This window comes from Pseudoalteromonas sp. OFAV1, assembly GCF_021532595.1.
GTDB classification, from domain to species: domain Bacteria; phylum Pseudomonadota; class Gammaproteobacteria; order Enterobacterales; family Alteromonadaceae; genus Pseudoalteromonas; species Pseudoalteromonas lipolytica_C.
Window position 1 is genome coordinate 1 of record NZ_JAKGBG010000050.1, and the last position, 26,431, is coordinate 26,431.

Here is a 26,431-nt window from a genome sequence, read left to right on the forward strand (position 1 = left end):
CATGCCGAACTCAGTAGTGAAACGAAACAGCGCCGATGATAGTGTGGCATTTGCCATGTGAAAGTAGGACATCGCCAGGCTCCAAATTAGAGAAAGCCCGATTCGAAAGAGTCGGGCTTTTTTGCGTTTAAGCTATCCACACAACGTGGCCTGTTCAACCTACCAAGCCAATTTACCCTTTGTTGCAATTTTAATCTTGGTTTAGTACCTGAGCTATGTAAAACTATTTGCGTTTTTAAACCACAATCAGGTGACATGAATGTCTCAAATAAAAGCTTGGAAACTTATTAGCCTGTTTTGTTTGGTAAGCTTGCTTATGGGCTGTGAGTCGAAAGAAGAGCAGCTTAAACAAACAATACAACAATCCATAGAAAAAGCTGAGGTTGAATTAAATCAGCTTGGTACAGCGCTTGATAATGGCTCTTTGCGTAATGCGACGATACTTAAACAATACGGACAGGTGCTTGCTGAGCAGCAGCCGCAACTTTCTGAGATCGCGCGAGTAATTAGTCTTGATGCCACTCGTGAAGGGGCTATTTATTCAGGTCTTAAACAACGTTTAGCAGATGTTAAGTCTACTTATCTAATACCCCCTTATGAAGATACCCTTCATCAACTTGATCTTATTCGTGATGCTGCCAAGCCATCTTTATTTCAGGATGCGCTGACTGATCCTATTAATATGCTTGCCGATATGTCGCAGGGCTCACTAGCGCGGGTTGGTGCAATTAGTGAAGCAGCTGAAGGAGAAAGCGTTGGTAACCAATTAGTTGGTAACCCTAACTATGGGCAGTGGCAAACTAACAGCAGCGGTACCAGCTTTTGGGTTTGGTATGGAATGTATCGCATGTTGGGTGATGTATTTGACCGAGTTGAATATGGTCGCTGGAGCCGTCATAGAAAGTACAGTTATTACAATGACTATGGCCGTTACCGTTATTCGAGTCCAAAACAGATTAAAGCACAACAGACTGTAGAGACGCGAACTCGTCAGTCTTATCAACGCCAAGGTAAACAATTCACTAGTCCGTATGCCACTAAGCGCAGTGGTGCATCTGGATTAAGCCGTAGCAGCTATACGCCGCCACGCACACGTAGTAGCTATGCTTCTAGCAGTAGTTACAGTAAAAGCTCTGGGTCATTACGCAACAGCTCGAGCAGAACATCACGTGGCATTAGCCGCGGTAAGTAGTGAAAAGAATAACCACCGGAGTTACAACATATGTATGAATTTAATGGAATAACAACTTGGTCGTTGCAAGCTTTAGCAATCGACTTTGCAATCATTATCGCTTTATTTGTCAGCCTAAAATTTATCAAAGGCTGGGTGTCTAACTTACACGCTAATGATGAAATAACAGAGCGTGACAATTTTGCTTTTGGTATTAGCTTTGCTGCGGGGCTTGTGGCACTTGCAATTGTTCTTAGTGGTGTAAGCAGCGGCTCATTTGCACCGACCTTGCAACAAGAAGCATTACAAATGCTAGGTTATGGTGTGATGGCAATTGTGCTTATTAAGCTTGGTCATTTCTTCCAAGACAAGGTAGCGCTTCGTAAAGTGAGTCTGCATGACGAAATCGTAAAAGGTAACGCAACTGCGGCACTGATTGATTTTGGTCATGTAGTGAGTGTTGCTATTGTGATTCGCTCAGCTTTATTTTGGGTGGCAACCGAAGGCTGGCATGGTATTCCAATCGTGATCGCGGCCTTTGCAATTGGCAGCATTGCGATGCTACTGATCAGCCAATATCGAGTGCAGTTATTCAAGCGCACTAATCGCAGTGGTGATTGCTTACAACAGGCGGTTATTGACGGTAACTTAGCGGTAGGTATTCGTTACGCTGGCTTTTTAGTGGGAAGTGCATTGGCATTAACTGCTGCATCAGGTATTGCTCCTTATGCGGCTGACAATATTGTAGCTAGTTTAGGTTACTGGGCATTAAGTGCAGCGGTAAGTTTAGTTGCCTTCATTTTACTACACTTAGTGACTATCAAAATCATCCTATCTGGTTGTGATATTTCAGACGAAGTGAACCGTCAGAAGAACGTAGGTGTAGCCGCTATTTCAGCAGCGGTTTCATTTGCGATTGGTTCGACTATGGCAACCTTGTTAGGTGCCTAATTAGTGTCTACTACAACAAGCGCCCCAAGTAGAGCCAATCTACTTGGGCATGATTTCCTATTAATAACTGTTATGGCCGTACTCGCTGGGTGCGGCCTTATTTATGAATACCTTCTATCTCATTATGCAGGTCGTGTCTTAGGCTCGGTCGAGAGTGCCATTTATGCCATGATTGGCACCATGATTGTCGCTATGGGTATCGGTGCATTTTTAGCGCGTTGGTTTAAAGATGCATTTACTGCTTTTGCTTGGCTTGAGAGCATTATTGCTTTGGTCGGCATGGGCTGTATTTTAGCGATTGCGAGTGTTATCGCTGTCAGTTATTCATTACCACATATCTTCTCTGAAATTTTTAACCTGCCTCCAGATACCGTACTTAACGGCTATGTATTTGAAAAGCTGCAAGAGTGGTCGCGTTTCTTGCCCTATGTGTTTGGTCTATTACTTGGGCTATTAATCGGTATGGAGATCCCGCTAATTGCGCGTATTCGTCAGCAAGTCTACGGACGCTTTTTAGAAAACAATGCGGGTACCATTTACGGGGCTGATTATATTGGTGCCGGTGTCGGTGCTGCTATTTGGGTGAGTATTATGCTCGCGATGCCAATTATGCAAGCAGCAGCTTGGACGGCATTATTTAATATTATTGCCGGTCTCGTGTTCTTATGGCGCTATCATCAACATGTTCGCTTCGCTAAGCTACTGTTAATTTGTCATGGACTGTTGTTGGTGTTTTTTGCGTTTGTGCTTGTGCTTGGCACTAGCTGGATGAAAAACCTAAGTAATGTTTTATACAAAGATAAAGTCATCTACTCGCAAGCAACTAAGTATCAGCACTTGGTGTTAACTGAGCGTTTGAGTCGCAATCAGCCGAATGCAATTACTGATCTTTATCTAAATGGCCGTTTACAGTTCTCAAGTGTGGATGAGCAAATTTATCATTCAATGCTTGTCTATCCTGCCATGTTGGCTTCAAATCGCCACGACCGTGTATTGATCATCGGCGGTGGTGACGGGTTGGCACTTCGTGATGTTTTGAAGTGGCCTGTAAAGCATGTCACCTTGGTTGATTTAGATGGTCAACTGTTAAATTTATTTGGCAATGATGTAGGTGACTATGATGCGCCAGATGAGATCAGAACACGTTTAACAACCCTTAATAATCACTCTATGAGCGATCCTCGCGCTGATATTCGTATTGCAGATGCCTTTTTAGAAGTCGAAGCTATGCTTGCTAAAGGTGAGCGCTTTGACACTATTTTGATTGACCTACCAGACCCTAATCACCCTGATCTCAATAAGATGTACAGTGATTATTTTTATAATCATGTGCGTCAGCTATTGGCGCCTGACGGGGCTGTGGCCGTGCAATCAACATCGCCTTATCATGCGAAGAAAGCATTTTTAAGTATTGCTAAAACAATGAAAGCTGCTGGCTTTGGTTATGTTGAGCAATACCAACAAAATATTCCTTCGTTTGGTCAATGGGGTTGGACAATCGCGACCACTGCTGGCAAATCAGCAAGTCAGCGAATTCGTGAAATTAACGAATTACCTGTGCCATCTCGTTGGGTAAGTAAAGAATATTTATTGGCTTCTTTTGTATTTCCGAATCATTTTTTTGAACAAGTAAACACGATTGAAGTCAATAGATTAGGTTCTGGAACCTTATATGATTATTACCGTCAAGCGTGGCAAGTTGAAACCGAATTGTACAAAAATTGATATTTTATAGTTGACATAATATGTCGGCTATGCAAATCTTAACTCAGACATAATATGTCAAAACGTAAAAAGGTGAGACATGGAATTAAATGAACTATCAATCAAACTGGCTTCTTTTGAAACAGAAGGTGTGAGCTTTGAGTCTTTCTTGATTGCCAACGAAGGTGAGCAAGATGTGTTACAAGTTATCGTCGATGGGAATGATGAGTTACCTATCTTTGTTACTCAAACAGAAGAGCAATTACTGTGTATTAGCTACCTGTTTGCTGAAGACGAAGTACAAGCAGATATGCGTAATGAGTTAAACGAAACGTTACTACGTTTAAATGTACCAATTCCATTAAGCGCATTTGCAAAAATTGATGATAAGTACGCTATTTTTGGCGCCTTATCGGTTAATTCATCGTTTGATGATATTACCCATGAGTTGGTAACACTGGCAGACAATGCGATTGATGCGCTTGAAGCCGTGACCATTTATTTAAACGATTAATTAGCAATTTCTGGAGTTAAGATTATGAGTATTTTAAAGAAACTATTTACAGCTGTACGTGGTGGCGCTCGTGAAGCAGGACAAGCAATTGTTGATGCAAACGGTATCCGTATCTTTGAACAAGAAATTGCTGATGCACAAAATGCCTTACAACGTGCAAAAAAAAGCCTGACTGAAGTAATGGCAAAAGAGATGCAAACGAAACGTAAAATTAGCGCACTAGATGCATCAATTGCTGAACATGAAGCGTATGCAGGCCAAGCGCTTGAAAAAGGCAACGAAGCGCTAGCATTAGAAATCGCAGAAAAAATCGGTGATTTTGAAGCTGAGAAAGCAGAGCACGAAGAAGTGTTAGCTGGTTTTAGTAACCACATTGTGCAACTAAAGCAGCAAGTTAAAGAAGCTGAAAAGTCGATTAAAGAAAACCAACGCCAATTAACGATGGTTAAAACGACAGAAAGTGTGCAGCAAGCAACAATGGCTGTAAACAGCACGCTAAATACGAATAGCTCATCAATGACATCAGCACGTGAGTCTCTAGAGCGTATTAAACAACGCCAGCAAGACCGCCAAGACCAGTTAGGTGCGGCTAAGCAATTAGAAGCTGACACTAACGGCGATGATTTAAAAGCGAAAATGGCTGAAGCGGGTATTGGTGATACGAACCCGAAAAGCGCGGATATTTTGGCGCGTATTAAAGCAAAACAAAATAGCTAATTAGTTAACGGAAAGACAAAAGGTAACCCACGCACTGGGTTACCTTTTTTGCTTCAACAAGGAGTCAGCCAATGTTTAACTTTTTTAAATCTAAAAAAGCTCCAGAGCGTCAGCTTACTGATCCAAGCCAATTACTCGTTGGTGATATGTTAACTGTGATTGATTCGTTTGCTTACCCAAGCTGGTTAAAAGGACAGACTTTGCGAGTTACTGATGTGCAAACGTATCAGTATCAACGTAGTGCAGAGTATGAGTTGGTACTCGAAAGCGAATCGGGCCAAGTGGTGTTTTTGCAAATCGAGTCAGATGACGGTGAACAGTGGGCACACTTTGCGATCAAAATTCAACGCGATGATGTTGATGAAATTTTTACTCTTGATGAGTTCGCTCGTATTTTTGATGAAGACGAATTAACGGCAATTAATGTACAAAATAGCCCAGAACGTTTTAGTCACTTTTTAGCATCGAGCTACAAACAAACAGAAGCACCTTATGTGTGTTATTTCCATAATAAGGACTACCGCAATAAGCCTTTACCTCGCTATGAAGACGAGGGCGGTGAGCCGTGTGAAATGATCTGTTTAAGCTCTGATGATGAATCGCATAGTTTAAATATTGAAATTTGGGAAGGCGGTGAAACAGAGGTATCACTGACGTTAACCAGACCAATTAGCGATATTGTTGACTTATTTCCTGGGGATGCCAAGTGAGTGATGCAAAAGCTAAGTGGCAGCGTCAGGAACAAGCAGTTAGAGCCACACAAATGGCGTTTGATTTAAGCTCTGAAGTGCAAAAATCAATTAAGAAGCAAGCCATTGACCAAGAGCTTACGCCATCAGATATGATACGTAAGATTTTGGAGCTCGACGTTAAGTCGAAAAAAACCAGACAGCGTTTATCGTTTAACTTAAATGATGAAGAAATTGCCCTATTGGCTGAGCGGTTTGGTGTTGCTGCTGATGATAAGCGAGCTGTGAAACAGCGTGTGGCAGAACTACTCATTGCGCACAGTAAAAAAAGCTAAGGTTTTGCCTTTACTTCTTTAAGCCCTTACACTGAGACTAGATGTTTTAAAGAAGTGACATGACTTTGGATATTATTTTACTTGCGTATTTAGTTATTTTTGCATTATTTGGCACTGCAGCAAGTTACTTTGTTCGCTACATTTACGCTTACTGGGTGCATAATACAATGCAGGTAAAGTACATTTATAAGGCCGGGATTTGTATCATCAGCGTGGTGATAGTATCCGGCCTTATTGCATTGTTTACTTAATCTCGATTGCTTGGCACTGCTGTGAAATACACAGCGATTGTACCGGCAGGACTGGCGAGCAATCGTTAACGGTTAATGCTTGCTCAGATGACTTCTCAGCCGCTGTAATTCGCTCTGCAAGTTGCTCCGCTTGTTCTTGTGCGGTGTTTAACGTTGAATAGACCACATAGCGACTTGGGCCACCACATGCTCGTTCACCGACTTCTAACACCTTACATTGAAAGCTTGCATTACAGCTATTATTACTAACGATATCGTTCAGCTGATCATTTAAATCACCTAAATCAACGCGTGCAGAACTACCTGACGTTGTTGTTTCACAACCAGTTAAAGCAATACTTGCTAACACAGTTGTGGTGATGAAAAGTTTCTTAAAAGTCGATGAACGAACCATTATTGCTTATTCCTTAGTATACACTTGCCGCTGAGCCTTCGATTCTAACACAAGTATTCTCAGAACACTGCGCACCCGGTGCGGTTAGATGCTGACAAATACTCATCATGTCGTTTGCTGCGTTAAATTGCTTTTCAAGGGCGGTGATGTCTTTTGCAAGTTTTTCAACCTCAGCAGTGTTAGCTGTTTTGCTTGAATAAACAATGAAGCTACTTGGCCCACCACAGGCGCGACTACCAACAGGTAATACTTTACATTGGCTGCTGTTATCACAGCTTGGATCATCGATTAGCTGTTTAAGTTGTTCGTGGGCAGAGCTAATAGTGGCTTTATCTGGGGCTGCTTTGGTCACTTCCTCAGCGTTTTTTATTTCAACGGCTTTTGGCGCCTCGACAAGTTTATTGCTGGTTGCCGTTGATTCGGCTTGCTCATTATTGTCCGAACACGCAGTTAATAACACAGGAAATAAAATTGCCAATAGAGGATAGCGCATAACATACCTAAAAATCGTTGAATAAGTACTCACTATCATACACATTGCTCAAAGTGGAGCAATAAAAACGTTAGCTTTCAGTAAGTAGCTCTGTATTCACAGAGCTACAGTAGGATAAAAGTTCTATAAACCACCTTGGGTTAGTTTGGCAGGGTCAAGTAATTCACTCAATTCTTCGCGCGAAATATCAGTGTGCTCTGCAGCAACATCAATAATAGGACGACCTTCTTGATAAGCTAATTTGGCAATTTTTGCCGCTTTGCTATAGCCGATCACCGGATTAAGCGCAGTAACCAGAATTGGGTTTTTAGCGAGCGCTTTATCAACATTGCTTTGGTTTACTTTAAAGCTGGCAATCGCTTTATCTGCCAGTGCTTCACTGCTATTCGCCAGCAGTTCAATACTTTGCAAAATGTTTAAGGCAATCACAGGTAGCATCACATTGAGCTCAAAGTTACCAGCTTGACCAGCCACTGTAATGGTGGCGTCATTGCCAATGACTTGTGCGCTGACCATAGCTGCCGCTTCAGGGATCACAGGGTTTACTTTACCCGGCATAATTGATGAGCCCGGTTGTAAGGCTTCAAGCTCAATTTCACCAAGGCCAGCAAGAGGGCCTGAGTTCATCCAGCGTAAGTCATTGGCTATTTTCATTTGTGCTACAGCAAGTACCTTTAGCTGACCTGACAGCGCAACAATGGCGTCTTGTGATCCTATGTTGTAAAAGAAGTTTTTGCTTGGGCTAAAGCGAATACCGACATTCTCACTCAAGTGTTGGCAAAACTCACCGGCAAACGCAGGGTCGGCATTAATACCGGTACCTACGGCTGTGCCACCTTGCGCAAGTTCACAAACTCGCTCAAGTGCTTGGCGAATCCCAGCCATTGCATGATCCACTTGTAACTGCCATGCAGCCAATGTTTGTGCAAAACTCACAGGCATAGCATCCATTAAATGAGTGCGGCCAGTTTTCACAATATGACCCACTTCGGCTTGTTTGTTTTGAAGGCTTTGACTGAGTTTATTGAGTTTAGGAAATAGTTCATAAATGATGTTAATGGCGCTACTTACTGCAATCGCAGTAGGGATCACATCATTTGAGCTTTGTCCCATGTTCACATCATCGTTGGGGTGAATGGTTTCGCCAGCAAATTTACTCGCTAGTGTTGCAATAACTTCATTGGCATTCATATTTGAGCTAGTACCTGAGCCGGTCTGAAATACATCAACTGGAAACTCTGAAAAATGTTTACCGTCGATGATCTCTTGGCATGCTTGCTCAATTGCTTTTGCTTTACCTTGGCTCAAATGGCCTAAAGCTGCATTGCTTTGCGCGGCAGCTTGTTTAATGTAGGCAAGGGCGGTGATAAATTGCTTAGGCATGGCTAAGCCACTAATTTTAAAATTATTGATAGCACGTTGCGTTTGAGCTTGATACAAAGCATTGGCAGGGACTTGTAGTTCACCCATGCTATCTGATTCGGTTCTAAATTGGCTCATAAACACTCCTAAATCGGGTTAAATTCTTGGCTGAGAAGGCACGCTTCTCGCTCCAAACTGAAATACTTTTCAATACAGTTATGAGTTTTGTAGTAACGCTTTAGCGCAAGTTGCGGTTTATAAAGCTGGGCCAAACATTGTTTACGAATTGCATTATGCACTAATGAATCACACATCTTTTCAAGTAGTTCATGAAAGGTGCGTCTTAGATACAGCTCTTGCAAAATAAAGTTGTGATGTTTTTCGTAATAGCGTGCAATGTTCAAACCCGCTTCAACATAGTTAGCAACAAGTGCAGGGGCATGTAGCCCTGGTCTTTGGCAAACACATTTCATTTGCCGCTGATACTGGAGCATAGCATTGTGAGAGTGCATAGAAAAACCGATTAGCTGTAATGATAATAGTTATCATTACAGCTAATCGGTTTTAGTGCAAGTCTTATCTAGTGTAGCTAAGACTGAATGGATTAACTGTGTGTGATTAATTGTAGCCGAGAATAAAAATCTGGTCTGTTTCATGTTTTTTCGGCGCCTGTACATTTTCTTTGTTACATTGAGAAAGAAGGTCGATAACGGTTGCTCTGTCGTCACAACTAGTTAAGGCTGCTTTTTCGCTTTCAGCACGTTCGCTGGCTGCAAGTGCTGCATCTACAGCGGTGTAGGGTGAGATATACATAATGTTGCTCCTATTGATTAATTCACTTATTAAATAGCATAAGCTGTACCAATATTGACAAAAATAGATAAGCTTTTGAATTTGTTGTTTTTATATTTTTATCTAATAAATTACCCGCGACTTTAGTGATTATTTTTGCTTTACTGTTGTGCACTAATTACCAAACATGGTGCATTAATTTGTATGGATAAACCCTTCTCTCAAGCCTGTGAAAACAATAAGTCACCTATTTTAAAGGTATTAAAAGAGTTCTTTTCTGATGTAACGAATGTATTAGAGGTTGGCTCAGGTACCGGGCAACATAGCGTGCATTTTGCAACGCATTTAGCACACTTGCAGTGGCATTGTAGTGATCGTGAGGTTAATCACCCTGGGATATTACAATGGCATCAAGAAGCTGCACTAACTAACTTGCATGCACCACTCACACTCGATCTTAATGATCCTTGGCCAGTTGATAAAGTGAATGCTATTTTCACCGCGAATACGATGCACATTATTAGTTGGCCACTGGTGGAGCGCTTTTTTCAAGGGGTAGCAAAGCATTTAGCGCCTAAAGGAAAGTTATGTATTTATGGGCCATTTAAGTATCAAGGTAAGTATACCAGTGCCAGTAATGCTGAGTTTGATGCTTTTTTAAAACAGCAAGATGCTAATAGTGCAATTCGTGATTTTGAAGCGATTTGCCAACTTGCAGAGCAAGCTGGCTTAACCTTTGTTGAAGATGTGCAAATGCCAGCGAACAACCAATTATTGCTGTTTAAACGGCAGTAAGCTTTCGCATTGTGCTTTATAGAGCGCCATATGTTGGCGTTCTCTGCGAATAAAATCATTAATGGCTGCTGCAAAATCACCGTGCTGAATATGATGCAGTGAATAGGTATATACGGGCTTAAATCCGCGACTTATTTTATGCTCACCTTGCGCGCCAGAGTGGAACTGTTTAAGTTTGTTGGCAATGCAGTACTCAATGCCTTGATAGTAGCAAAGCTCAAAGTGCAAACTATCAAGCTCATAATTTGTTCCCCAGTAACGACCATATAAACAATTCTGATTTTTAAAACTGAGTGTGGCGGCAATCACCTCCCCTTGATACTTAGCGAACATTAACACCAGTTTGTCGGCCATGCTCTGCTGTAATAATTCGAAAAAGGCGGTATTCAAATAACCATTGTGACCTGAGCGCTTCAAATAGGTTTGGCGGTAAAAATGACTAAATTGCTGCATATGCTGCTTGCTGATGTCAGTACCTTCGAGCCATTCTATGACTATCTGTTGTTCAGTTATTTTAGCGCGTTCTTTTTTGAGCGATTTACGCTTTCTTGCGGTGAGTGAAGCTAAAAAATCATCAAAGCATTTATAGTCTTCATTAAACCACTGAAACTGCACGCCATGACGTTGCATTACGGTGTCGCTAGTTAATGCAGTCGCTTGTTGCTGGTGGCAAAAATTTATATGCCAACCTGACCAGCCTAACTGCGCTGCTGTTGCTGTGAGTATGTGCTGAATATACGCATAGACCTTTGCGGAGTCATTGTGATTTATACTAATTCGTTGCCCTGCAATAGGCGTGAATGGCACGCCGCAAAGCCATTTAGGGTAATACTCTAAGCCATGCTGTTGATAAGCTTCAGCCCAAGCCCAGTCAAATACATATTCACCATAAGAATGGTGTTTTAGATATCCCGGTAGTAAGGCTATGACCTGTTCTTGCTGGTAAATTGCTAAGTGCATGGGTTGCCAACCCGACTCTTCACTCACACAGCCACTTTGTTCTAGAGCCGCTAAAAAAGCATGATCAGTAAAGGGTGTATCATCAAAAAATGACTGCCAAAGTGCGGCATCAATCTCGCTTATTTGATTAAACCAGCGGTGACTAAACTCACTCATTGTGCAGCCGATTCTATATCTTTGATGAAGTTGTTGATATGCATAGCCAGCTTATCGAAATAAGGGTTAAACGTGAGTCGTGCAAAGGGTTTGTGTGCTTGTAAATTTTCGGCTGTGCGCTCACCCATCACGATGTCTTTTTGGTATTTGCAGGCTGTATAAAGCTTATCGTCATCTAAGTAGCTGCCGCAATTGCGATACGGAGCTTTACGGCCATAGTAAGGGTTACTGGGTTTATTAACGATACCAATGTGTGACATCCCTTTGATCTTTTTACAGTCATCGGTATCGCAGTCATTACGGATTATGTGGTAATCAGCAGGAAAGTTGGCTGGAATATTATCGTCGTCACCGTAGTAAACTAGCCGATCAAGCTGGTTATTTTTACGCGCTTTTGGGTCGTGCAGTTTAGCTAGTAATTTAAAGGTCGCTTGATTATCTATTGTGGTGTCAACATCACTAAAGGTGCTAAATATTGCGACATTCGGCAGTTGACGATAACGAAGCTCATCAAGGCTAATACGGCTCATTGCTTCGTGGCTAGCTGAGGCTGCACTGAATGGAAACGACTCATACTTAGCAAAATCCAGATCCGCGTCTTTATCAATCCAATTAACAAATGGAATTGCATCGACCCATTTGGCCAACCAACCGTTTTTATTGTGTGGCTCACTTGCTGGTGAAAACAACATCGCAGCAGTAATTTTATTATCAACAGGAGCTTGAGTTAAGTAATCAACAACCAGTGCTGCACCCGTTGAGTAGCCCCCTAATATTACCTGATCAAAGTCTTTTAATGTGCGCTCAATGGCATACACACTGGCTTTTCGCCAATCATCAGCATCAACCTCTTGTAAAGCTGCTGCGGCAGTACCATGCCCCGGCAGTAAAATTGTGCGAACTGTATAACCTTGTTGATAATACACCTGTGCAAGGTCATGGTAGGTAAATGGAGAGTCGGTTAAACCATGGATTAAAAGTACAGCTTTGCGGCTATCGGCCTGTTTAAGTTCGAATGGGCTAATTAAATCGGCAATTGTTGCGTTAGCAGGTCGAGAACCTTGTGCAACAAGTTGCTGATAGGTATCGGTATAAACTGGGCATGGTAAGTTCGCTCGCGGATTTTCACTGCTAATTTCAAGGTAAGCAGCGGTTAAATAGTCACTAAATGCTTGCTCGATATTATAGCTAAAGGTGCTATGGCTGCGTGGTAATGGCTCTCTAAACAGTCCTTCGCGCTTACTTTTCATCATCAAAGCTTGGTCTTCAAGCTGAGAAAGGCAGGTTTGCTGCTGTGCCATTAATGGGCTGCTAAATAGTCCACTGATGGCCAAAGAGATAGCAACTAAGTTTATGAATTTCATATTTTAAGCGTCCTTTTAAAGCCTGTTTTTAGCTTATCGAGTTATGTTTTATTTGCAAGCAAGGTGCGTCAAGCGAGCGGTAAATGACGCTTAGTGAACGCTTGTTTTAAGACCACTGTCGACTCGATGTTAGCAATACAATCAATACTACCTAATTTATGTTTCACAAAGCTTTCATAGCTTTCTAAATCAGCGGCAACGATCTTCAGCAGGTAATCATAACTGCCTGAAATAACAGAACACTCAAGTACATGGTCAAGCTTCTCAACCTGCTGTTCAAATTGCTCAGCAGCGGCAACTGAGTTTTGGTTTAAGCGTACAAAGGCATACACAGACACGTTTAAATTAACCGCTTTAGGATTAATTGCAGCATGGTAACCACTGATCACATTCGCTGATTCGAGCTTTTTAATGCGGCGCAGGCAAGGGGTATCTGACAGGCTAACAGACTGTGCCAGATCTGAGACAGAAGTTCTTGCATTGTCTTGTAGAGCATTAAGTAATTGTTGGTCTTTTTTATCTAATTTCATTTTAATTTGAGTGATTTTCACTAATCTAGGTGGATTCTAGTCTATATTTTGGCGATTAGCACTCATTGAACTCTGTTAACATTATCGCAATATAATTATTTTGGAGTGAGCCTGTGACTGAGAACACCAAGGCATTTGATAGCTGGCTTCGCACTCGTTTTGTTGAGATCAATAGCGAACTAGAAAAACTATATTGGCAACAAGACGATAAAGCGAATGTAGAGGGGGTAGGTGAGCACCTTAAGCGTCAATTAGAGCAAGAAGGTAATGAGCATATTCGTGCTTTACTTGCAGAGGGTAATACCGATGAAGGGTTTGATAACGCTTTCGACTTATTAGGTAATGTTGGCTTGTATATGGCGGCATGCCGTCGACATGAGATCACTGAGCCTTCTCGTGAAACAAGCTCACCCCTTGTTGAAGCCTCTGCATTGGCAATGCACATCGGTGCATCTATTGGTGTTACCCCGCGTTTTGCAACGGCGCATTTAACCACCCACAACAAAGCGGTTGATGGTTTGTATAAGCGCTTTACTGACCTTGAAGATGAGAAAATCTTTGTTGATTATAATACCAAGGGCATTTTAGCGTATAAGCGTGCAGCGGATGCTTTATTAAAAATTCAGCCGTTAGGAATATCGCACCCTATCACGGCAGATTTACTTGCCGTGGCAAAGCAAGCACTGCTTGATGTAATTGAGTCGAACAATACGTTGTACAACAAGCTTGATACAGACCGCTTTTTCTATTGTGTACGCCCGTATTACAAGCCTTATCGAGTAGGTAAAGAGGTATATCGAGGTGCGAATGCCGGTGATTTTGCGGGCATTAATGTCATCGATTTATTACTTGGTCTTTGCTTTGCTAATGAACCTAGTTACTCGCAAATGCTGGTGGATAAATTCTTGTATATGATGCCTGAAGATCAGCAGATCCTGCGTGAGAGCATGCGTATGACAAGTATTATGGATGACTTCTTAGCGGCAGAAGCTGAGCGCGATAGCGAGTGGCTACAAACTAACTTAAAGCTGTTTATTCAAGTGTGTAAACTGCATGGTGATACTGCGATTGGTCACCATAATCAATTGGTCAGTAAATACATTGCGCAGCCTTCACAGCAAATGCAGCAACAACATATGGATAAAGTCACTGCCAGTGGACCGCCTTTACATGTATTACTTAACTCATTAGAGCAGTTACGTGATCGCCGTGCGGCAGCAAAACGGGATGATATTCGCACCCGTTTCGATGATTTAACTAAGTTAAAACAGTGGATTAAGTAATGAATAAAGACGATTTTGTAATTCCACAAGGCAGCTATTTACTTAACCACTCTGTTGGGCGACCATTAAAATCTGCTGAGCAGCATTTCCATCAGCAGTTTTTTGCAGCTTGGCAAAATGAAAATAAAGAGCCATGGCAACAGTGGTTGCAAGGTGTAGAGGCGTTTACGAGTAGTCTCGCTAAATTATTTAACTCGCACAGTGAGTTGTTTTGTCCACAAGTTAACTTATCGAGTGGTTTAACAAAGCTTTTGATGTCGCACCCGCGACTTCAACAAGAAAATTGCAAAGTGTTGATGGCCGAAAGTGATTTTCCAAGCATGGGTTTTGCAATGCAAAAAGCCTTACCGGAAAGTGCTGAAATCGTGTTTATTGGTAAGCATGAAGACCTAACCAGTGCGCAGGTTTGGCAGTCATATTTAGCGAAAAATGATATTGATTTAGTCTTTATTAGCCATGTTTATTCAAACACGGGTCAGCAAGCGCCTATTAACGAAATTATCAATATCGCAAAGCAACACAACACATTGAGCTTACTAGATGTTGCGCAGTCTGCGGGTATTTTAGAGGTCGACTTAACTAAGCTTGATGCCGATTTTATGTTGGGCTCGAGTGTCAAATGGCTATGTGGTGGGCCGGGTGCTGCTTATTTATGGGTTAACAGCAAGCAGCTATCACTTTGTCAGCCACAAGATGTTGGCTGGTTTTCTCATCAAAATCCGTTTGAGTTTGATATTAAGCACTTTGCTTATCATCAAACCGCGTTGCGCTTTTGGGGTGGCACACCTTCAGTTGCACCTTATATTTTGGCATCCCATAGTATTAATTACTTTGCTGATCTTGGTATTGAGAAAGTACGTGCTCATAACTTAGCTATGCTCGCGCAGTTTCATGATCAATTAGCTGATTATATGCGCTCACCCATACAGGCTGACAAATGTTCTGGAACGGCCATTATGCATTTTGGCGAGCAACAAGCCGCTGTTAAAGCTGCGCTTATTGCAGCGAATATCGCTGTTGATGAGCGTCACTTGGGTTTAAGAGTCTCTGCTCATATTTATAATGATCAGCAGGATATTGATACATTTATCAAGACTGTGAAAAGCGCTTTAAATTAAGTGCTTGTCGGGCTTTTGCTTTGACTGAACGCCAGTGCGTCATTGGTTTTTCGGGGACCAGCGCTAAAATTTGCTCAAAGTCGATGTCATCAATACCCACTTCGTTACTGTGGGCAAACATAATCCGTTTTGGTTGTAAGGCTTTTAACATCAGTAAAGAGTTTAAATACAGCTTTGGGTAAAAAACAGGAAAGGGTGGCACGAGCTGCCCTTTTACTTTTACCAGTAAATCAGCAATGTAAATTCTCTCGCTGGGAATATGGTATAAGCTGATATCTCGGTCGGTATGACCTGGGCTATGCAGTGCTTGCCAATCGTCAAAGCCCGGTAGAGTTGCATCTGTGGCAAGGTAATAATCTGCATCTAAATGGCGGCTGTACCAAAGGTTGTGGCGTTTTTTATTTAACCTCCCCGCAACCCACCAAGCCAAAGCGATATCGGTTAAATGCATTAAGAAGCCATCAATACCTCTATACCATTGCCCAGGGGCATTCGACGTTGCTATTTTGCCACCGCTTAACTTTCTTAATGCATGCGCACCACCGGCATGATCTGGGTGCATGTGGGTAACTACAATTAGTTTTAGGTCGGTAACAGGGCGCTTTAGTTGCTCGGTGATATAATCAAACACGGTATCAACATCGGCACGGCAACAGCCATCAAGCAGCATTAGTTTGTCTGGATATTCAACCAAATAGATGTTTTGAATATAACCTTCTAAAGTATGAATGTGCATTGCTACATAAGGCCTTAATAATTTAATAAACCCTGTTATAGCATGTCTGACCAGTTTAGGTAAGTTAGAAGTCTTGCTTCTCTGTAAGTAGCCTTTTACTCTCTTCTAGTTTTTCAATCTGCTTATTTATGATACTTAACTGACTGTTATAGTAGGCATTGATGCGCTCACTTTGTTTTTTAATGGCATCATCGATCGATTCTGCACCTAGTCTATTTGCAGCATCTTGGGTCATTTCGTACACTTTTTTTATACGCTCGTTTTGCTTTTTTTGTAATTCTTTACTTTCTAGTTTTAAGCGCTCAATTTCGCGATCAGCTTCTTTGGTTTTGAGAAAGTTTTCAACACTTAGCTCATTTGTCTCTTGCGTTTTTTCTGGTGGTAGCTTGGTTTTGGGTGGTGGAGTGATATTAACTATTTCGGCATCTTTACCACATGGTTGCTGCGAAAATGTGGCAACATTATCGATCATGCATTTATAGATCGTGGCTTGGCTGTAAAAGCTGAGCAACAAGGCTGCAGCGAAAGAGGCAAAACGGAGCATAGCACTAATCACTTTGACTAATATATATACATTTAGCATGCATGAAATTAACTGAAGTGTGCAAGTTTTTTAGGCATAAAAAAACCGCTAAAAAGCGGTTTTAAATAATAAAATGGTGGAGAAGGAGGGATTCGAACCCTCGATAGAGCTACAAACCCTATACTCCCTTAGCAGGGGAGCGCCTTCGGCCACTCGGCCACCTCTCCAACGCATAATTCTGATTGTAACTTGCTGAAATTAATCAACAAATAAAAATAAGTGGTGGAGAGATAGGGATTTGAACCCTAGAGGGGCTACAAACCCCTGCCGGTTTTCAAGACCGGTGCATTCGACCACTCTGCCATCTCTCCACGTCGTGATGCGAGAATAATACTTAGCTGAATCGGCTGTGTAAATAGGAAAAAGTTTGTTTGCTTGTTTTTTGAGCGTAATAACGGCGTTTTTTGTAAAAAGGTTTAATTTTTTGCTGTTTTTGACTTAAAAGAAGAGGGTTGGGGCAGTAAACGGAGGAGCTAAAGAAGGATCTTCGTTAGTGGTTGGTTGTTTACTGCACCGATAAAGTAACCATGGTTGGGGGTTACTTGTGTTGTACTGCGCCGCCAAGTGCTAACTTTTTGCCGTAGCGATTAAGCTTTGCCAACATTTTTGCTTTGCGGTTTGTTGGTTTTACGGCAACATGAGCTGCTGCGTTTTGGTTTAATGTATTAATTGGGTTCATTACTTTGCTCCGGGTTGTGTTTGGTTGAAAACGTGAGTATTTTGCAACCAAACTGAACAAAAATAAAACGATAAAAATTGAGTCTGCCGGATAACTTTTTCTAATCCGAAAGTCTTTTATTAACATGGGGTTAAGTTTTTATATCTGCAGAGGTTTGCATGCTTATGCAGTTGTTTTTGTATTGAAGTGTCAGTAAATAAAAGGTTTTTAATTGTTGTTACTTTGATTTATGCGTTTTTAGAGTAAGAAAGTGACTAATTATTCAGATTAATATAATTTGAACGAGTGTGGTGTTTTTACCATGCAAGAAAAGAAGTGCCATTAATGTTGATAATAATAAAGCCAAGTGACAAAAAAAATCATAAAAATAGTGTTGATTGGCTACTAAAAGAATGTAAAAAAAGACAGATTGAGCCTGAGTTATATTTAACCATAGGCAATTTTCTTCAAGATTGCGCTAATATTGCCCTTTTAGCTAAAAGCCAGACACAAGTTGTGGTAATTGGTGGTGATGGGACGCTACATTTAGCTGTTAATGCATTAATGACGAGCGATTGTTCTATCGCCTTAATTCCTGCAGGTACTGGTAATGATTTTGCTCGCGGCTTTGCGCGCAAGCAGCAAGCTTGGCATGACGCTGTTTTCAATAGCCGTACTGAGCTCATTGATATTGGGCAAATAAATCAGCGTTATTTTATCAATGTAGCGGGGATAGGTTTTGATGCTGAGGTGGTAACTCAATTAAACAAAGCTGGAAGTTTTAGCTCGTTTGGCTACACTTGGCAAGGTATCAAGCAGCTATTTTCATTTCAGGCACGGTCACTTCAGGGTGAATTTAATGGTAGACCACTTAGCTACAGTAATTTAGCGACGATTTTTGCTAATCATCATTATTTTGGTGGTGGCTTAAAGATTGCTCCTCGGGCAAAGTTAAATGATGGTCAGCTTGATTGTTACTGCATGCCAGCAGATGGTTTGTTGAAAAACCTGATTAGCTTTTTATATTTACTACTTGTGAAACATCATAGTTTAAAAAGGCTGAAATATACCTGTTTAACAACTGCGGAAGTAACCACCAAAGGGCTTAGTATTGAGGCTGATGGAGAGCTCGTTGGTTTTACACCAGCCAAAGTTAAGGTGCATAAACAAGCGCTTCGTTTTCATGTGCCATAAAAAAGCGCCGGCATATTTTGCCAGCGCTTGGTGTTAGAGGTGACCTTGCCACATCTAACTGGGGACGGAGCTTTTTTGCTGTAGGTTACGTGCAGCAAAAAATGCTTTAATTTGTCGAGTTGGAGTTAGCACGATAGCATTACCGAATAACACTAGGCTAAAGCCCATAAAGGTATTCGCTTGCCATTCGAATCCTTCAAATAAGGTACTTAATACCACTGCAACCAGTGGGAATAATACGATTACGTAGCTTGCGCGCTCAGGGCCAATATTTTTAAGTAGTGCGAAGTAACAAGCAAATGCGATTACGGTACCAAACACAGCTAAATAGAAAAGCGATACCCAATAACTGGTTGGGGCATTTAATGTAAGCTCAACATCGCTTACTAAAACATACGCTGCTAGGCCTACAGCGCTGTATAACATACCCCAGGCATTGCCCTGAAGTACGCCAATGTTTCGCTGAGAGTTTCGAACACTGACCATATTCCCCAATGAAGCCACAAAGGTCCCAGATAGCGCAAGTAGTAACCCGACCAACGCACCATTACTCAAGTCGAACTGCTGAATTTGTGGCCAAAACAAGCTTGCAATACCCATTACGCCGAGCAGAGCACCAAAGTAAATTCGTTTCGCAATTGGCTTTGCGAAAAACAAGCGGGTGTTAATAATGTTCATCAATAACAACATCGAAAAGGCAATTGAAGCCATTGCTGAGGTAAGGTAGTTCTGCGCCCAATACAGTACTAAATAATTTAAACCAAAGTTAAATAAAGCTAATAATGCAAAAAAGCCGTGATCACGCAGTGAATATTGCATAGGAAGTTTTTTTACGAGCACAAAGGCCCACATTAAAATGGCTGCAATGGCAAAGCGATAAAATAAAGAGACCTCAACAGCGACATCACCCAGTTGAAACTCAATAGCAAGCCAAGTCGATCCCCAGATCAGTACTGTAGCAAGGTAGAGAGCAGCGCTTTTCATAGTTAGTACCTAAAAATTGAAAGTATGTTCATTTTAAATCGCTTCTGTATACTTAACATATACAGAAAACTAGAAATGCAACCTATACAGTTTGGTGGGCTATGTCACAAGTAATCAGTCGTAGTAACAGTGAGTTCTTATATCAACAAGTTATTCAGTTAGTTAGAGATCTTTGTTTGCAAGGCTCGTTATTACCAGGTGAAAAATTACCTTCACTCAGAAAAATGGCTGACAAGCTTAATATTAGTATTCCGACGGTAAAACAAGCTTATCAATTACTTGAAGGACAGGGGCTCATTGAAGCCAGAGAAAAGTCAGGTTACTTTTTAAAGTCTTCACAATTAAATCAGTCGCGGCCAAAGCGAGTCAGGCTGAGTCGAGAACCTACCACGGTCAACAAACAAGGCTTAATAGAACAGGTATATAGCGCTATCCACAAAGCTAATGTGGTGCCATTTGGTATTGCCAATCCTGTGGCCGCTGCACCGACAGATAAAGCATTGGCAAGAACCATGCGTCGGGTAATGACACTCGCTGGGGCATCGGCAATTAATTACGGTCCGATGGATGGCTTTGCACCACTTAAAAAACAACTCATTCATCGTTATTTAGACTTCGGCATTGGGGTTGATAGCGATGAATTAGTGATCACCAATGGCGCTCAAGAGGCGTTGGCGATAGCCCTTAAGTGTGTCGCTAAACCCGGAGATGTTATTGCTATCGAGTCGCCTTGCTATTTTGGCATTATCGAATTAATTGAAAGCTTAGGTTTAAAGGCACTGGAAATACCGCTGTGTCCTGATGAAGGAATATGGCTAGATGACTTGGCTCAAGCACTCGATGAACATGATATAAAAGCGTGTGTATTTTCTACCTCATTAAATAACCCGGTTGGCAGCTTTATGCCTGATGCCAAGCGTGAACAATTGGTGGCACTTTTAGAGCAGCGCGATGTCGTGCTTATTGAAGATGATGTTTATGGCGACCTACATTTTACAGCTAAGCGAGCGACTCCTGCACAAGCTTATTCAAAAAAGGGTTTAGTGATCACCTGCGCGTCATTTTCAAAAACAGCTGCGCCCAGTTACCGTATTGGTTGGATCATTGCCGGTAAGTTTGCTGAACAAGCAAGGCGCTATAAAAGGGCGCTTAGTTGCTCTGCGCCACTTATTAATCAGTGGACCTTGTATGAATTTATAGCCACTGGCGAGTACGATCGTAATATTCGTTTACTAAGACAGCGCTTAAGTACCAACAAAGAGCGTATGATCTGGTGTTTGCAGCAGCACATGCCAAGCTGTGCGCGTATAAGTAACCCGCAAGGGGGTTGTGTTATTTGGGTTGATCTTGGTAGCCAATATGATGCGGTAAAATTATTTCATTTGGCACTTGAAGCGGGGATCAGTATTACTCCAGGGCTGATATTTTCAGCGGGTAAAAAGTACCGTAGCTGTTTTCGCTTAAGTTATGGCTTGCCTTGGTCTGAAAATTTAGAGCAGTCGATTAAAACGTTATCGCAACTTACTGTGCTGGCCAAAAAATAAAAAAGCGCAGAGCAAGCTCTGCGCGAAAGGACCAAGTGTTTTGGTTCAGGGATGTTAATTCATTACTCTGCGTTTTGTTTGAAGATAAAAAGTTGATACTCTTTTAGTTCTGGTACTAGCGCCACTAACTCTTGCTCTTTATGAGCGATATCAGCAAAGCTGCCGCATAATGCATCTGCACGCTCTTCAAGTTGAGCTGCCTGTGTTTCAACGCGCGCTTCTATTTGTGCGCCCATGTTTTCCATACGTTGTTCAAACTCATTCATGTCGCCACCCGAACCTAAAAGTTCAGAGCCTAGCGCGACCAAAATACTGCCCATTGATTGCATCATGGCTGATTCAACTGCTGATTCGATTTGCTCATCGAATTGGTCTTCAAAGTTTTGACCAAATTTTTCAAAATTTTGCTGACCCATTGTGAACGCACCTTGTTGATAGAAGGCGTTTTGCACTTCTACGCTGATATCGTCCATTAATTCTGAAATGTCGTTTAGGCCGTCAATGTTGAAGGCTTTTGACACTTCTTCAATTGCTACGCCTGCTATTTTTACGCCATCAAGTGCGATATTTGCGACTTCAGGAAGTTGGCTGCGTAAGCTGTCTGAGTAATCTGCAATTGCTTGCTGTTGTGAAGCATCAAGCGATACGCTTTGACCATCGATATACAAAGTGTGCTGATCGATGATTTTCATAGAGCGATTATCGGCTGTGTATACTTCTAACTCGCTTGGTGTGATGCGTACATCATTTTTAAATTCAACATCACATTGCTCACCGCTGAATGAAATATTTGTATCATTATCGTTATGAGCCATTGCGCTGGTAGCGATAAATAAAGAACTTACTAACAATAACTTTTTCATTTTTTTCTTTCCTGTTTGAAATGACATTTAGACATAATCAAACTTAATGCCAAATTTATATTTTTATTTTATTTCATAGGGTTATCATTTTATTAAGTGTAGTTAGAAGTTATGAGAATTAAATTTTTAACTAAAATTTGGTCAAATTAACTAAAAAATAAACATGCATAAATGGGTTTTATCGAAACGATAAAAAACTCTCACTTTTCAGAATCCGAATTTAGCGCTATTTATTCACAATATTGACATATCACCCATTTAGCATGGCGATATGGCTTTATTTTGGTGGTTTTTTACATACTAATTAATCACTGAGCTTTTTAAACTTTGCCAATTCACAGAGCAAACTTTAAATTTGTGAAATTGGTCTCAAACACTTTATGGAGTGGGTTGTGGGTAAGACATTTAGTTATGATGCGCTAGATGACGATTTTGTTGAAGACGAGTACGAAATGGTTGGGCGTAATCAACATGACAAAAAAAAGCAACGCGTTAAGAAGAAGCTAGAAGATTATCTTGAGCAAAAACGCTTACGCAGAAACTTAGGCGAAGACGACTTTGACGAGTACATGAACGACTAAGCATAAATTTAAATAAAGAGGCATTTTGCCTCTTTATTGCTTATTGGCATGTGATTTTATTTGTTTAATGCAGCAATAATCGCAGCTTCGATCTGCTCTGGTTTTGTTAAAGGAGCAAATCGTTTAATAGCTTTGCCATCTTTACCAATTAAAAACTTGGTGAAGTTCCATTTTATTTTGCGGGTAATAAACCCAGGTAACTCTGATTTTAGGTATCTAAAAACTGGGTGGGCATGTTCGCCATTTACATCGACCTTGCTCATCATTAAAAAGCTAACGCCATAGTTAATTAGGCAGCCTTCTTTTATTTCTTTAGCATCTCCCGGTTCTTGCTTACCAAACTGGTTACATGGAAAGCCGATAATGACGAGACCTTGATCATGGTATTTTTCGTGGAGTGCTTGCAAGCCTTCATACTGAGGGGTAAAGCCACATTTACTCGCCGTATTTACAATTAGAACGACTTTATTTTCAAAGTCTTTAAAATCAATAGTTTGACCTTGAAGGCTGGTGGCACTCAGTTGATAAAATTCACTCATAGGTATCACTTATTATTATTGTTGAATTAATTCTAACCCGCTTTAGAGATGTATAAAAGTATAAATTTTAATCACACTTTATACCTTATAGCCAACTGTGAGCAGTGTTAGAGTTGATGTCAGTTTTTTAAACTCAAAGTATGTTGCTCTGAAAGGCCAAAAGTACAAATTTAGCGACAAAAAAGACTAACTTAAAATGATAAATAGCCCCATGCCTGCAAGCGTGGTGTAATAAATGTTATGTGTTTTATATGCGACAATGATGGCTAATACAGCCGCACTTAAATAAGGGTTTTGCCAATCTAAGTTAATCTCTCCCTCATTTATAAAGACGATGGGTACCCAAATTGCGGTAAGTACCGCTGGGGCGCTAAAACTTAAAAATTGCTGCATTTTCGGGCCGACTTTAAACGGTAATGCGCGGTGCAAAAATAAGTAACGTGTGAAAAAGGTAATACACGCCATCAATAAAATGCTGGTCATCATAGTGTATGCTCCTCTTTTGCTTGCCAGCGACTAATTAAATAACCTACTGTCATGGCTATTAGCGCTGCAGTCACTAACCATAGCTGAAAGCCTTGACTTTTTAAAAGCGTAGCGACAACGCCTGCGGTGAGCACAGTAGCCAACGTAGCAAGGTTCTTTACACCTGGAATAACTAAGGCAATAAATGTGGCAGCAATGGCAAAATCAAGCCCAAGGTCTGTTAAGTCAGGCAGTAAGCTTCCCGCGACTATGCCAAGCAAAGTCCATATATTCCACGCAATATAAAAACTAAACCCTGCACTGAGCGCGTAAATAAGGCGCACTTTTGTTCGGTAGGCTTTGCGATGGTGCGAAAACGCAAATAATTCATCCGTGAGTACAAAGCTAACAGGAAGGCGCCAACGAAAAGGTTGATCAATGACTTTGTGGCGAATAGCTAAACCATATAGAAAGTGCCGCGAGCTAATAATGAGTGTGGTAAACAATATAGTAAGCAAAGGGGTATTGCCGGCCATTAATTCAATTGCGACTAGCTGCGCAGAGCCTGCAAATACCAACAACGACATAGCTTGTGTTTCTAAAGCACTGAAGCCATTTTGAACAGCTAACGAACCACATAAAATCCCCCAAGGTAACACCGCAAGGCATAAGGGGAGCATGTCGAAAAATCCTTTTAGCAAGGCTCTTATTGTTGATTTATGCATCTTATCGCTCATGTTTGTTGTTATGGCTCAGATCAAAACGGCTGAAATAGAGGTGTGTCAAAATAACTGAAGTTTGCAATAATGTATAGCCGAACCCGTTGCTGAAATTTCATATCTGCAAGTTATAAGCGTCTTTTAAAGGGAAAGTTACAATGTCTAAAGTTAAAGTATGGGATGGCTTTATAAGAAGCTTCCATTGGTTATTAGTTGCGGCCATCGCAACACTCTATTTTAGTGCTGAAGAGGGTATGTTAGAGCTGCATTTTGCTGCAGGCTACTTCACTCTAGCGCTTATTATTACACGCCTTGTTTGGGGGCTTATTGGTAGCAAAACAGCAAAGCTGTCTGCGCTTATTCATTCACCTGTTGCTGCAATTAAGTCATTTACAAGCAATGAACATAAGGCAGGTCATGGTGCGGCGGGCAGTTATATGGTGATTGCATTTTTTGTTTTAATACTTGTGCAGTTAACCTCGGGACTTATGACCAGCGACGATATCTTAACAGACGGCCCGCTAGTCGCACATGTATCATCAGATACCGTAGAATTTGCGGGTTGGTTGCATCATTTGAACTTTGATATTTTGTTGTATGCCATTGTGTTGCATGTATTGGCAATTGTGATTTACCGCATTAAGGGAAAGAATTTAGTCAAACCTATGCTAACGGGCAGTAGCGACCAGGTTTCAGTCACTGAGCCTGTCACCAAATCACCTATGCTCGCTTTTATTATTTTTGCTGTGTGCTTAGTGGTGCTATTTACAACTTGGGGCGCAGAGCCGCTCAGTTATTTGCTTGGGTAGACTTCTCAAGATATTAAAAAGGCGCTTATCAGCGCCTTTTTAGTTTACATAATTACTAGACTAGTCTTTGAAAGACTTATGGCAATCTTTACAGCCTTTAGCCCATGCGCCAAATGCTTTACCAATTACTTTTTCATCGCCACTCTGTGCTGCAACTGCTAGTTCATCAGCATATTGTTGGAAAGCAACTGCTTTTTTCATAAAGGTTTCGTTATCGCTCCATACAGCAGCAAGTGCAGATGTATCGCCTTTATCAGAACCCGCTACAAAAGCTTCCCAAGGCATTTTTGATAGTGCAGCTGCATTGTTGGCACGCTTTTGAAAGCGTTCAGCATCAAAAGGTACTTTTCCTTTTAGCATATCGCCCATGTCACCAATTTGTACGCGGATCATTGAAAATGCTGCCTGACGATACTCGATTGCATCACTTGGTTCTTCAAATACAGAATTTGCTGATGCGCCTAGTGCCATTGTAGATAGCATTGCACCTAATACTAATTGTTTTAATTTCATTCCTTTTGCCCCTTAAGATGTCATAAAAGTAAACTAACTGAGTTGTATCTTAGCTCAATATAATATTCAAGTGTATTGCGGTTAACCTTAATTAATCATTTATATCTATATCGGCGAATATCATCCCGCGGCGCATACTTCTGGTTGCTAAGAAAACCTCGCCTAGTAAAGATAAAAAACCACAGATCAACAGGGCCATAGCGGCCACAAAGCAACTGGCAATTGTCACGCTTAGGTTAATAGATTGGATATGTGATAGAAATAAACACATAACCACAGCGCACACTAATAAGGCACTAAGCACACTTGCACTAAATGCAATATGGATACAGCGCGAGCGCTTTAATAACGCTCTTAATTCAGTCGTTAGAGACTTATTAAAGTCTTCATCAGTACTGACCTTTAACTTACGCTCAAGCTGCCTTGCACGGTCGGTAATGCGGGCTAGACGGTTAGATAACACACCTAATGTGGCAGCAATACCCGTAATTAAGAATACCGGGGCTACGGCTGTTTGAATCACCTTAGCCATAGTAAGAATATTAATGACCTCTGAGTTCATTATGTTTACCTTTTTGCATTTGATTCATTTACAAATATTTACAACCCATGCTTTTTCATTAAACGCTTTTAAAACAAAGTCTTGTCAGTTTTTTTCTCGCAT

33 protein-coding genes and 2 tRNA genes are annotated in these 26,431 nt (G+C 41.2%); 15 read left to right on the forward strand and 20 right to left on the reverse strand.

All coding sequences use genetic code 11. The annotated features are described in order from the left end of the window. Positions 1 to 259: 259 nt before the first annotated feature. The 8 genes from L1267_RS19720 to L1267_RS19755 all read left to right on the forward strand — a co-directional run bounded on the left by L1267_RS19720 (position 260) and on the right by L1267_RS19755 (position 6,332). On the forward strand, positions 260 to 1,192 hold the full coding sequence (locus L1267_RS19720) for a CHAD domain-containing protein (RefSeq protein WP_235383889.1): 933 nt from the start codon (positions 260 to 262) through the stop codon (positions 1,190 to 1,192). 30 nt (positions 1,193 to 1,222) lie between these two features. Next, positions 1,223 to 2,122, forward strand: coding sequence for a DUF350 domain-containing protein (locus L1267_RS19725; RefSeq protein WP_135923113.1), 900 nt, complete (start codon positions 1,223 to 1,225; stop codon positions 2,120 to 2,122). Between the two features lie 72 nt (positions 2,123 to 2,194). Continuing rightward, a complete protein-coding gene (locus tag L1267_RS19730; RefSeq protein ID WP_442960570.1) occupies positions 2,195 to 3,847 on the forward strand; it encodes a polyamine aminopropyltransferase in 1,653 nt (550 codons plus the stop codon). Positions 3,848 to 3,926: 79 nt separating this feature from the next. Further along, positions 3,927 to 4,340 carry a YjfI family protein gene (locus tag L1267_RS19735; RefSeq protein WP_063700564.1) on the forward strand — a complete coding sequence of 138 codons (414 nt, stop codon included), beginning with the start codon at positions 3,927 to 3,929 and terminating at the stop codon, positions 4,338 to 4,340. A 24-nt stretch (positions 4,341 to 4,364) separates the two neighbouring features. Continuing rightward, entirely contained in the window at positions 4,365 to 5,057 is a 693-nt protein-coding gene (locus L1267_RS19740) for a PspA/IM30 family protein (protein ID WP_054554603.1), read from the forward strand. A 71-nt stretch (positions 5,058 to 5,128) separates the two neighbouring features. Further along, complete coding sequence (locus L1267_RS19745) at positions 5,129 to 5,767, forward strand: DUF4178 domain-containing protein (protein ID WP_135923116.1); 639 nt, start codon at positions 5,129 to 5,131, stop codon at positions 5,765 to 5,767. Then, positions 5,764 to 6,081 (forward strand): hypothetical protein, encoded by a 318-nt coding sequence (locus L1267_RS19750; RefSeq protein ID WP_063700569.1) that lies wholly within the window; start codon positions 5,764 to 5,766, stop codon positions 6,079 to 6,081. Before L1267_RS19745 ends, L1267_RS19750 begins: the two co-directional genes overlap by 4 nt. Positions 6,082 to 6,146: 65 nt before the next feature. Continuing rightward, entirely contained in the window at positions 6,147 to 6,332 is a 186-nt protein-coding gene (locus tag L1267_RS19755) for a hypothetical protein (RefSeq protein WP_054554683.1), read from the forward strand. On the opposite strand, the gene L1267_RS19760 is transcribed toward L1267_RS19755, so the two are convergent. The 5 genes from L1267_RS19760 to L1267_RS19780 form a co-directional block, all read right to left on the reverse strand. After that, entirely contained in the window at positions 6,325 to 6,726 is a 402-nt protein-coding gene (locus L1267_RS19760) for a hypothetical protein (protein WP_138557902.1), read from the reverse strand. The two genes, L1267_RS19755 and L1267_RS19760, sit on opposite strands and share 8 nt — an antisense overlap. A gap of 13 nt (positions 6,727 to 6,739) precedes the next feature. After that, positions 6,740 to 7,219, reverse strand: coding sequence for a hypothetical protein (locus tag L1267_RS19765; protein ID WP_235383891.1), 480 nt, complete (start codon positions 7,217 to 7,219; stop codon positions 6,740 to 6,742). A 123-nt stretch (positions 7,220 to 7,342) separates the two neighbouring features. After that, a complete protein-coding gene (locus tag L1267_RS19770; RefSeq protein WP_235383892.1) occupies positions 7,343 to 8,719 on the reverse strand; it encodes a class II fumarate hydratase in 1,377 nt (458 codons plus the stop codon). 8 nt (positions 8,720 to 8,727) lie between these two features. Further along, positions 8,728 to 9,093 (reverse strand): hypothetical protein, encoded by a 366-nt coding sequence (locus L1267_RS19775; RefSeq protein WP_167658784.1) that lies wholly within the window; start codon positions 9,091 to 9,093, stop codon positions 8,728 to 8,730. 106 nt (positions 9,094 to 9,199) lie between these two features. Beyond that, entirely contained in the window at positions 9,200 to 9,394 is a 195-nt protein-coding gene (locus L1267_RS19780; RefSeq protein ID WP_054554610.1) for a hypothetical protein, read from the reverse strand. Between the two features lie 183 nt (positions 9,395 to 9,577). On the opposite strand from L1267_RS19780, the gene L1267_RS19785 reads away from it, so the two are divergent. After that, positions 9,578 to 10,168, forward strand: coding sequence for a DUF938 domain-containing protein (locus tag L1267_RS19785; RefSeq protein WP_138557900.1), 591 nt, complete (start codon positions 9,578 to 9,580; stop codon positions 10,166 to 10,168). Here L1267_RS19785 and L1267_RS19790 read toward each other — a convergent pair. The 3 genes from L1267_RS19790 to L1267_RS19800 form a co-directional block, all read right to left on the reverse strand. Next, a complete protein-coding gene (locus L1267_RS19790; protein WP_235383893.1) occupies positions 10,145 to 11,284 on the reverse strand; it encodes a GNAT family N-acetyltransferase in 1,140 nt (379 codons plus the stop codon). The two genes, L1267_RS19785 and L1267_RS19790, sit on opposite strands and share 24 nt — an antisense overlap. Then, positions 11,281 to 12,648, reverse strand: coding sequence for an alpha/beta hydrolase (locus tag L1267_RS19795; RefSeq protein WP_235383894.1), 1,368 nt, complete (start codon positions 12,646 to 12,648; stop codon positions 11,281 to 11,283). The genes L1267_RS19790 and L1267_RS19795 overlap by 4 nt, the downstream gene beginning before the upstream one ends. Before the next feature lie 68 nt (positions 12,649 to 12,716). Beyond that, positions 12,717 to 13,178 carry an Lrp/AsnC family transcriptional regulator gene (locus L1267_RS19800; RefSeq protein ID WP_199526042.1) on the reverse strand — a complete coding sequence of 154 codons (462 nt, stop codon included), beginning with the start codon at positions 13,176 to 13,178 and terminating at the stop codon, positions 12,717 to 12,719. A gap of 113 nt (positions 13,179 to 13,291) precedes the next feature. Here L1267_RS19800 and L1267_RS19805 point away from each other — a divergent pair, with 113 nt between their 5' ends. Beyond that, a complete protein-coding gene (locus tag L1267_RS19805; RefSeq protein ID WP_135923124.1) occupies positions 13,292 to 14,461 on the forward strand; it encodes a PrnB family protein in 1,170 nt (389 codons plus the stop codon). Then, positions 14,461 to 15,579, forward strand: a complete 1,119-nt coding sequence (locus tag L1267_RS19810; RefSeq protein WP_199526040.1) for an aminotransferase class V-fold PLP-dependent enzyme — start codon at positions 14,461 to 14,463, stop codon at positions 15,577 to 15,579. Before L1267_RS19805 ends, L1267_RS19810 begins: the two co-directional genes overlap by 1 nt. On the opposite strand, the gene L1267_RS19815 is transcribed toward L1267_RS19810, so the two are convergent. The 5 genes from L1267_RS19815 to L1267_RS19835 all read right to left on the reverse strand — a co-directional run bounded on the left by L1267_RS19815 (position 15,551) and on the right by L1267_RS19835 (position 17,577). After that, entirely contained in the window at positions 15,551 to 16,315 is a 765-nt protein-coding gene (locus L1267_RS19815) for an MBL fold metallo-hydrolase (RefSeq protein ID WP_235383895.1), read from the reverse strand. The genes L1267_RS19810 and L1267_RS19815 overlap by 29 nt on opposite strands. A 64-nt stretch (positions 16,316 to 16,379) precedes the next feature. Beyond that, on the reverse strand, positions 16,380 to 16,859 hold the full coding sequence (locus L1267_RS19820) for a DUF4124 domain-containing protein (protein ID WP_135923127.1): 480 nt from the start codon (positions 16,857 to 16,859) through the stop codon (positions 16,380 to 16,382). Positions 16,860 to 16,972: 113 nt separating this feature from the next. Then, a tRNA-Ser gene (locus tag L1267_RS19825) sits at positions 16,973 to 17,065 on the reverse strand. 53 nt (positions 17,066 to 17,118) lie between these two features. Beyond that, positions 17,119 to 17,209: transfer RNA gene (locus tag L1267_RS19830), tRNA-Ser, on the reverse strand. A 227-nt stretch (positions 17,210 to 17,436) separates the two neighbouring features. Then, positions 17,437 to 17,577, reverse strand: coding sequence for a hypothetical protein (locus tag L1267_RS19835; RefSeq protein WP_167350231.1), 141 nt, complete (start codon positions 17,575 to 17,577; stop codon positions 17,437 to 17,439). A 324-nt stretch (positions 17,578 to 17,901) separates the two neighbouring features. Between L1267_RS19835 and L1267_RS19840 the strand changes: the two genes are divergently transcribed. Further along, a complete protein-coding gene (locus tag L1267_RS19840) occupies positions 17,902 to 18,750 on the forward strand; it encodes a diacylglycerol/lipid kinase family protein (RefSeq protein ID WP_235383896.1) in 849 nt (282 codons plus the stop codon). A 54-nt stretch (positions 18,751 to 18,804) separates the two neighbouring features. Here L1267_RS19840 and L1267_RS19845 read toward each other — a convergent pair whose 3' ends face one another. Beyond that, the gene (locus L1267_RS19845; RefSeq protein ID WP_235383897.1) at positions 18,805 to 19,734 is read right to left on the reverse strand and encodes a DMT family transporter; all 930 of its coding nucleotides are present in this window, start codon (positions 19,732 to 19,734) and stop codon (positions 18,805 to 18,807) included. A 101-nt stretch (positions 19,735 to 19,835) separates the two neighbouring features. Between L1267_RS19845 and L1267_RS19850 the strand changes: the two genes are divergently transcribed. Further along, positions 19,836 to 21,278 (forward strand): aminotransferase-like domain-containing protein, encoded by a 1,443-nt coding sequence (locus tag L1267_RS19850; RefSeq protein WP_235383898.1) that lies wholly within the window; start codon positions 19,836 to 19,838, stop codon positions 21,276 to 21,278. 62 nt (positions 21,279 to 21,340) lie between these two features. On the opposite strand, the gene L1267_RS19855 is transcribed toward L1267_RS19850, so the two are convergent. Next, the gene (locus tag L1267_RS19855; protein ID WP_235383899.1) at positions 21,341 to 22,141 is read right to left on the reverse strand and encodes a YggN family protein; all 801 of its coding nucleotides are present in this window, start codon (positions 22,139 to 22,141) and stop codon (positions 21,341 to 21,343) included. A 392-nt stretch (positions 22,142 to 22,533) separates the two neighbouring features. Between L1267_RS19855 and L1267_RS19860 the strand changes: the two genes are divergently transcribed. Then, entirely contained in the window at positions 22,534 to 22,722 is a 189-nt protein-coding gene (locus tag L1267_RS19860) for a PA3496 family putative envelope integrity protein (protein ID WP_036974357.1), read from the forward strand. 56 nt (positions 22,723 to 22,778) lie between these two features. Here the strand turns inward: L1267_RS19860 and L1267_RS19865 are convergent, their stop codons facing one another. The 3 genes from L1267_RS19865 to L1267_RS19875 form a co-directional block, all read right to left on the reverse strand. Continuing rightward, positions 22,779 to 23,261, reverse strand: coding sequence for a glutathione peroxidase (locus tag L1267_RS19865; RefSeq protein WP_235383900.1), 483 nt, complete (start codon positions 23,259 to 23,261; stop codon positions 22,779 to 22,781). Positions 23,262 to 23,447: 186 nt separating this feature from the next. Beyond that, complete coding sequence (locus L1267_RS19870; RefSeq protein WP_235383901.1) at positions 23,448 to 23,747, reverse strand: AzlD domain-containing protein; 300 nt, start codon at positions 23,745 to 23,747, stop codon at positions 23,448 to 23,450. Beyond that, the gene (locus L1267_RS19875; protein WP_135923135.1) at positions 23,744 to 24,451 is read right to left on the reverse strand and encodes an AzlC family ABC transporter permease; all 708 of its coding nucleotides are present in this window, start codon (positions 24,449 to 24,451) and stop codon (positions 23,744 to 23,746) included. Before L1267_RS19875 ends, L1267_RS19870 begins: the two co-directional genes overlap by 4 nt. 152 nt (positions 24,452 to 24,603) lie before the next feature. On the opposite strand from L1267_RS19875, the gene L1267_RS19880 reads away from it, so the two are divergent. Continuing rightward, positions 24,604 to 25,254, forward strand: a complete 651-nt coding sequence (locus L1267_RS19880; RefSeq protein WP_135923136.1) for a cytochrome b/b6 domain-containing protein — start codon at positions 24,604 to 24,606, stop codon at positions 25,252 to 25,254. A 60-nt stretch (positions 25,255 to 25,314) separates the two neighbouring features. Here L1267_RS19880 and L1267_RS19885 read toward each other — a convergent pair whose 3' ends face one another. Both L1267_RS19885 and L1267_RS19890 read right to left on the reverse strand, forming a co-directional pair. Then, a complete protein-coding gene (locus L1267_RS19885; RefSeq protein ID WP_135923137.1) occupies positions 25,315 to 25,767 on the reverse strand; it encodes a c-type cytochrome in 453 nt (150 codons plus the stop codon). Between the two features lie 91 nt (positions 25,768 to 25,858). Then, entirely contained in the window at positions 25,859 to 26,329 is a 471-nt protein-coding gene (locus L1267_RS19890) for a DUF2721 domain-containing protein (RefSeq protein WP_135923138.1), read from the reverse strand. Positions 26,330 to 26,431 lie beyond the last annotated feature (102 nt).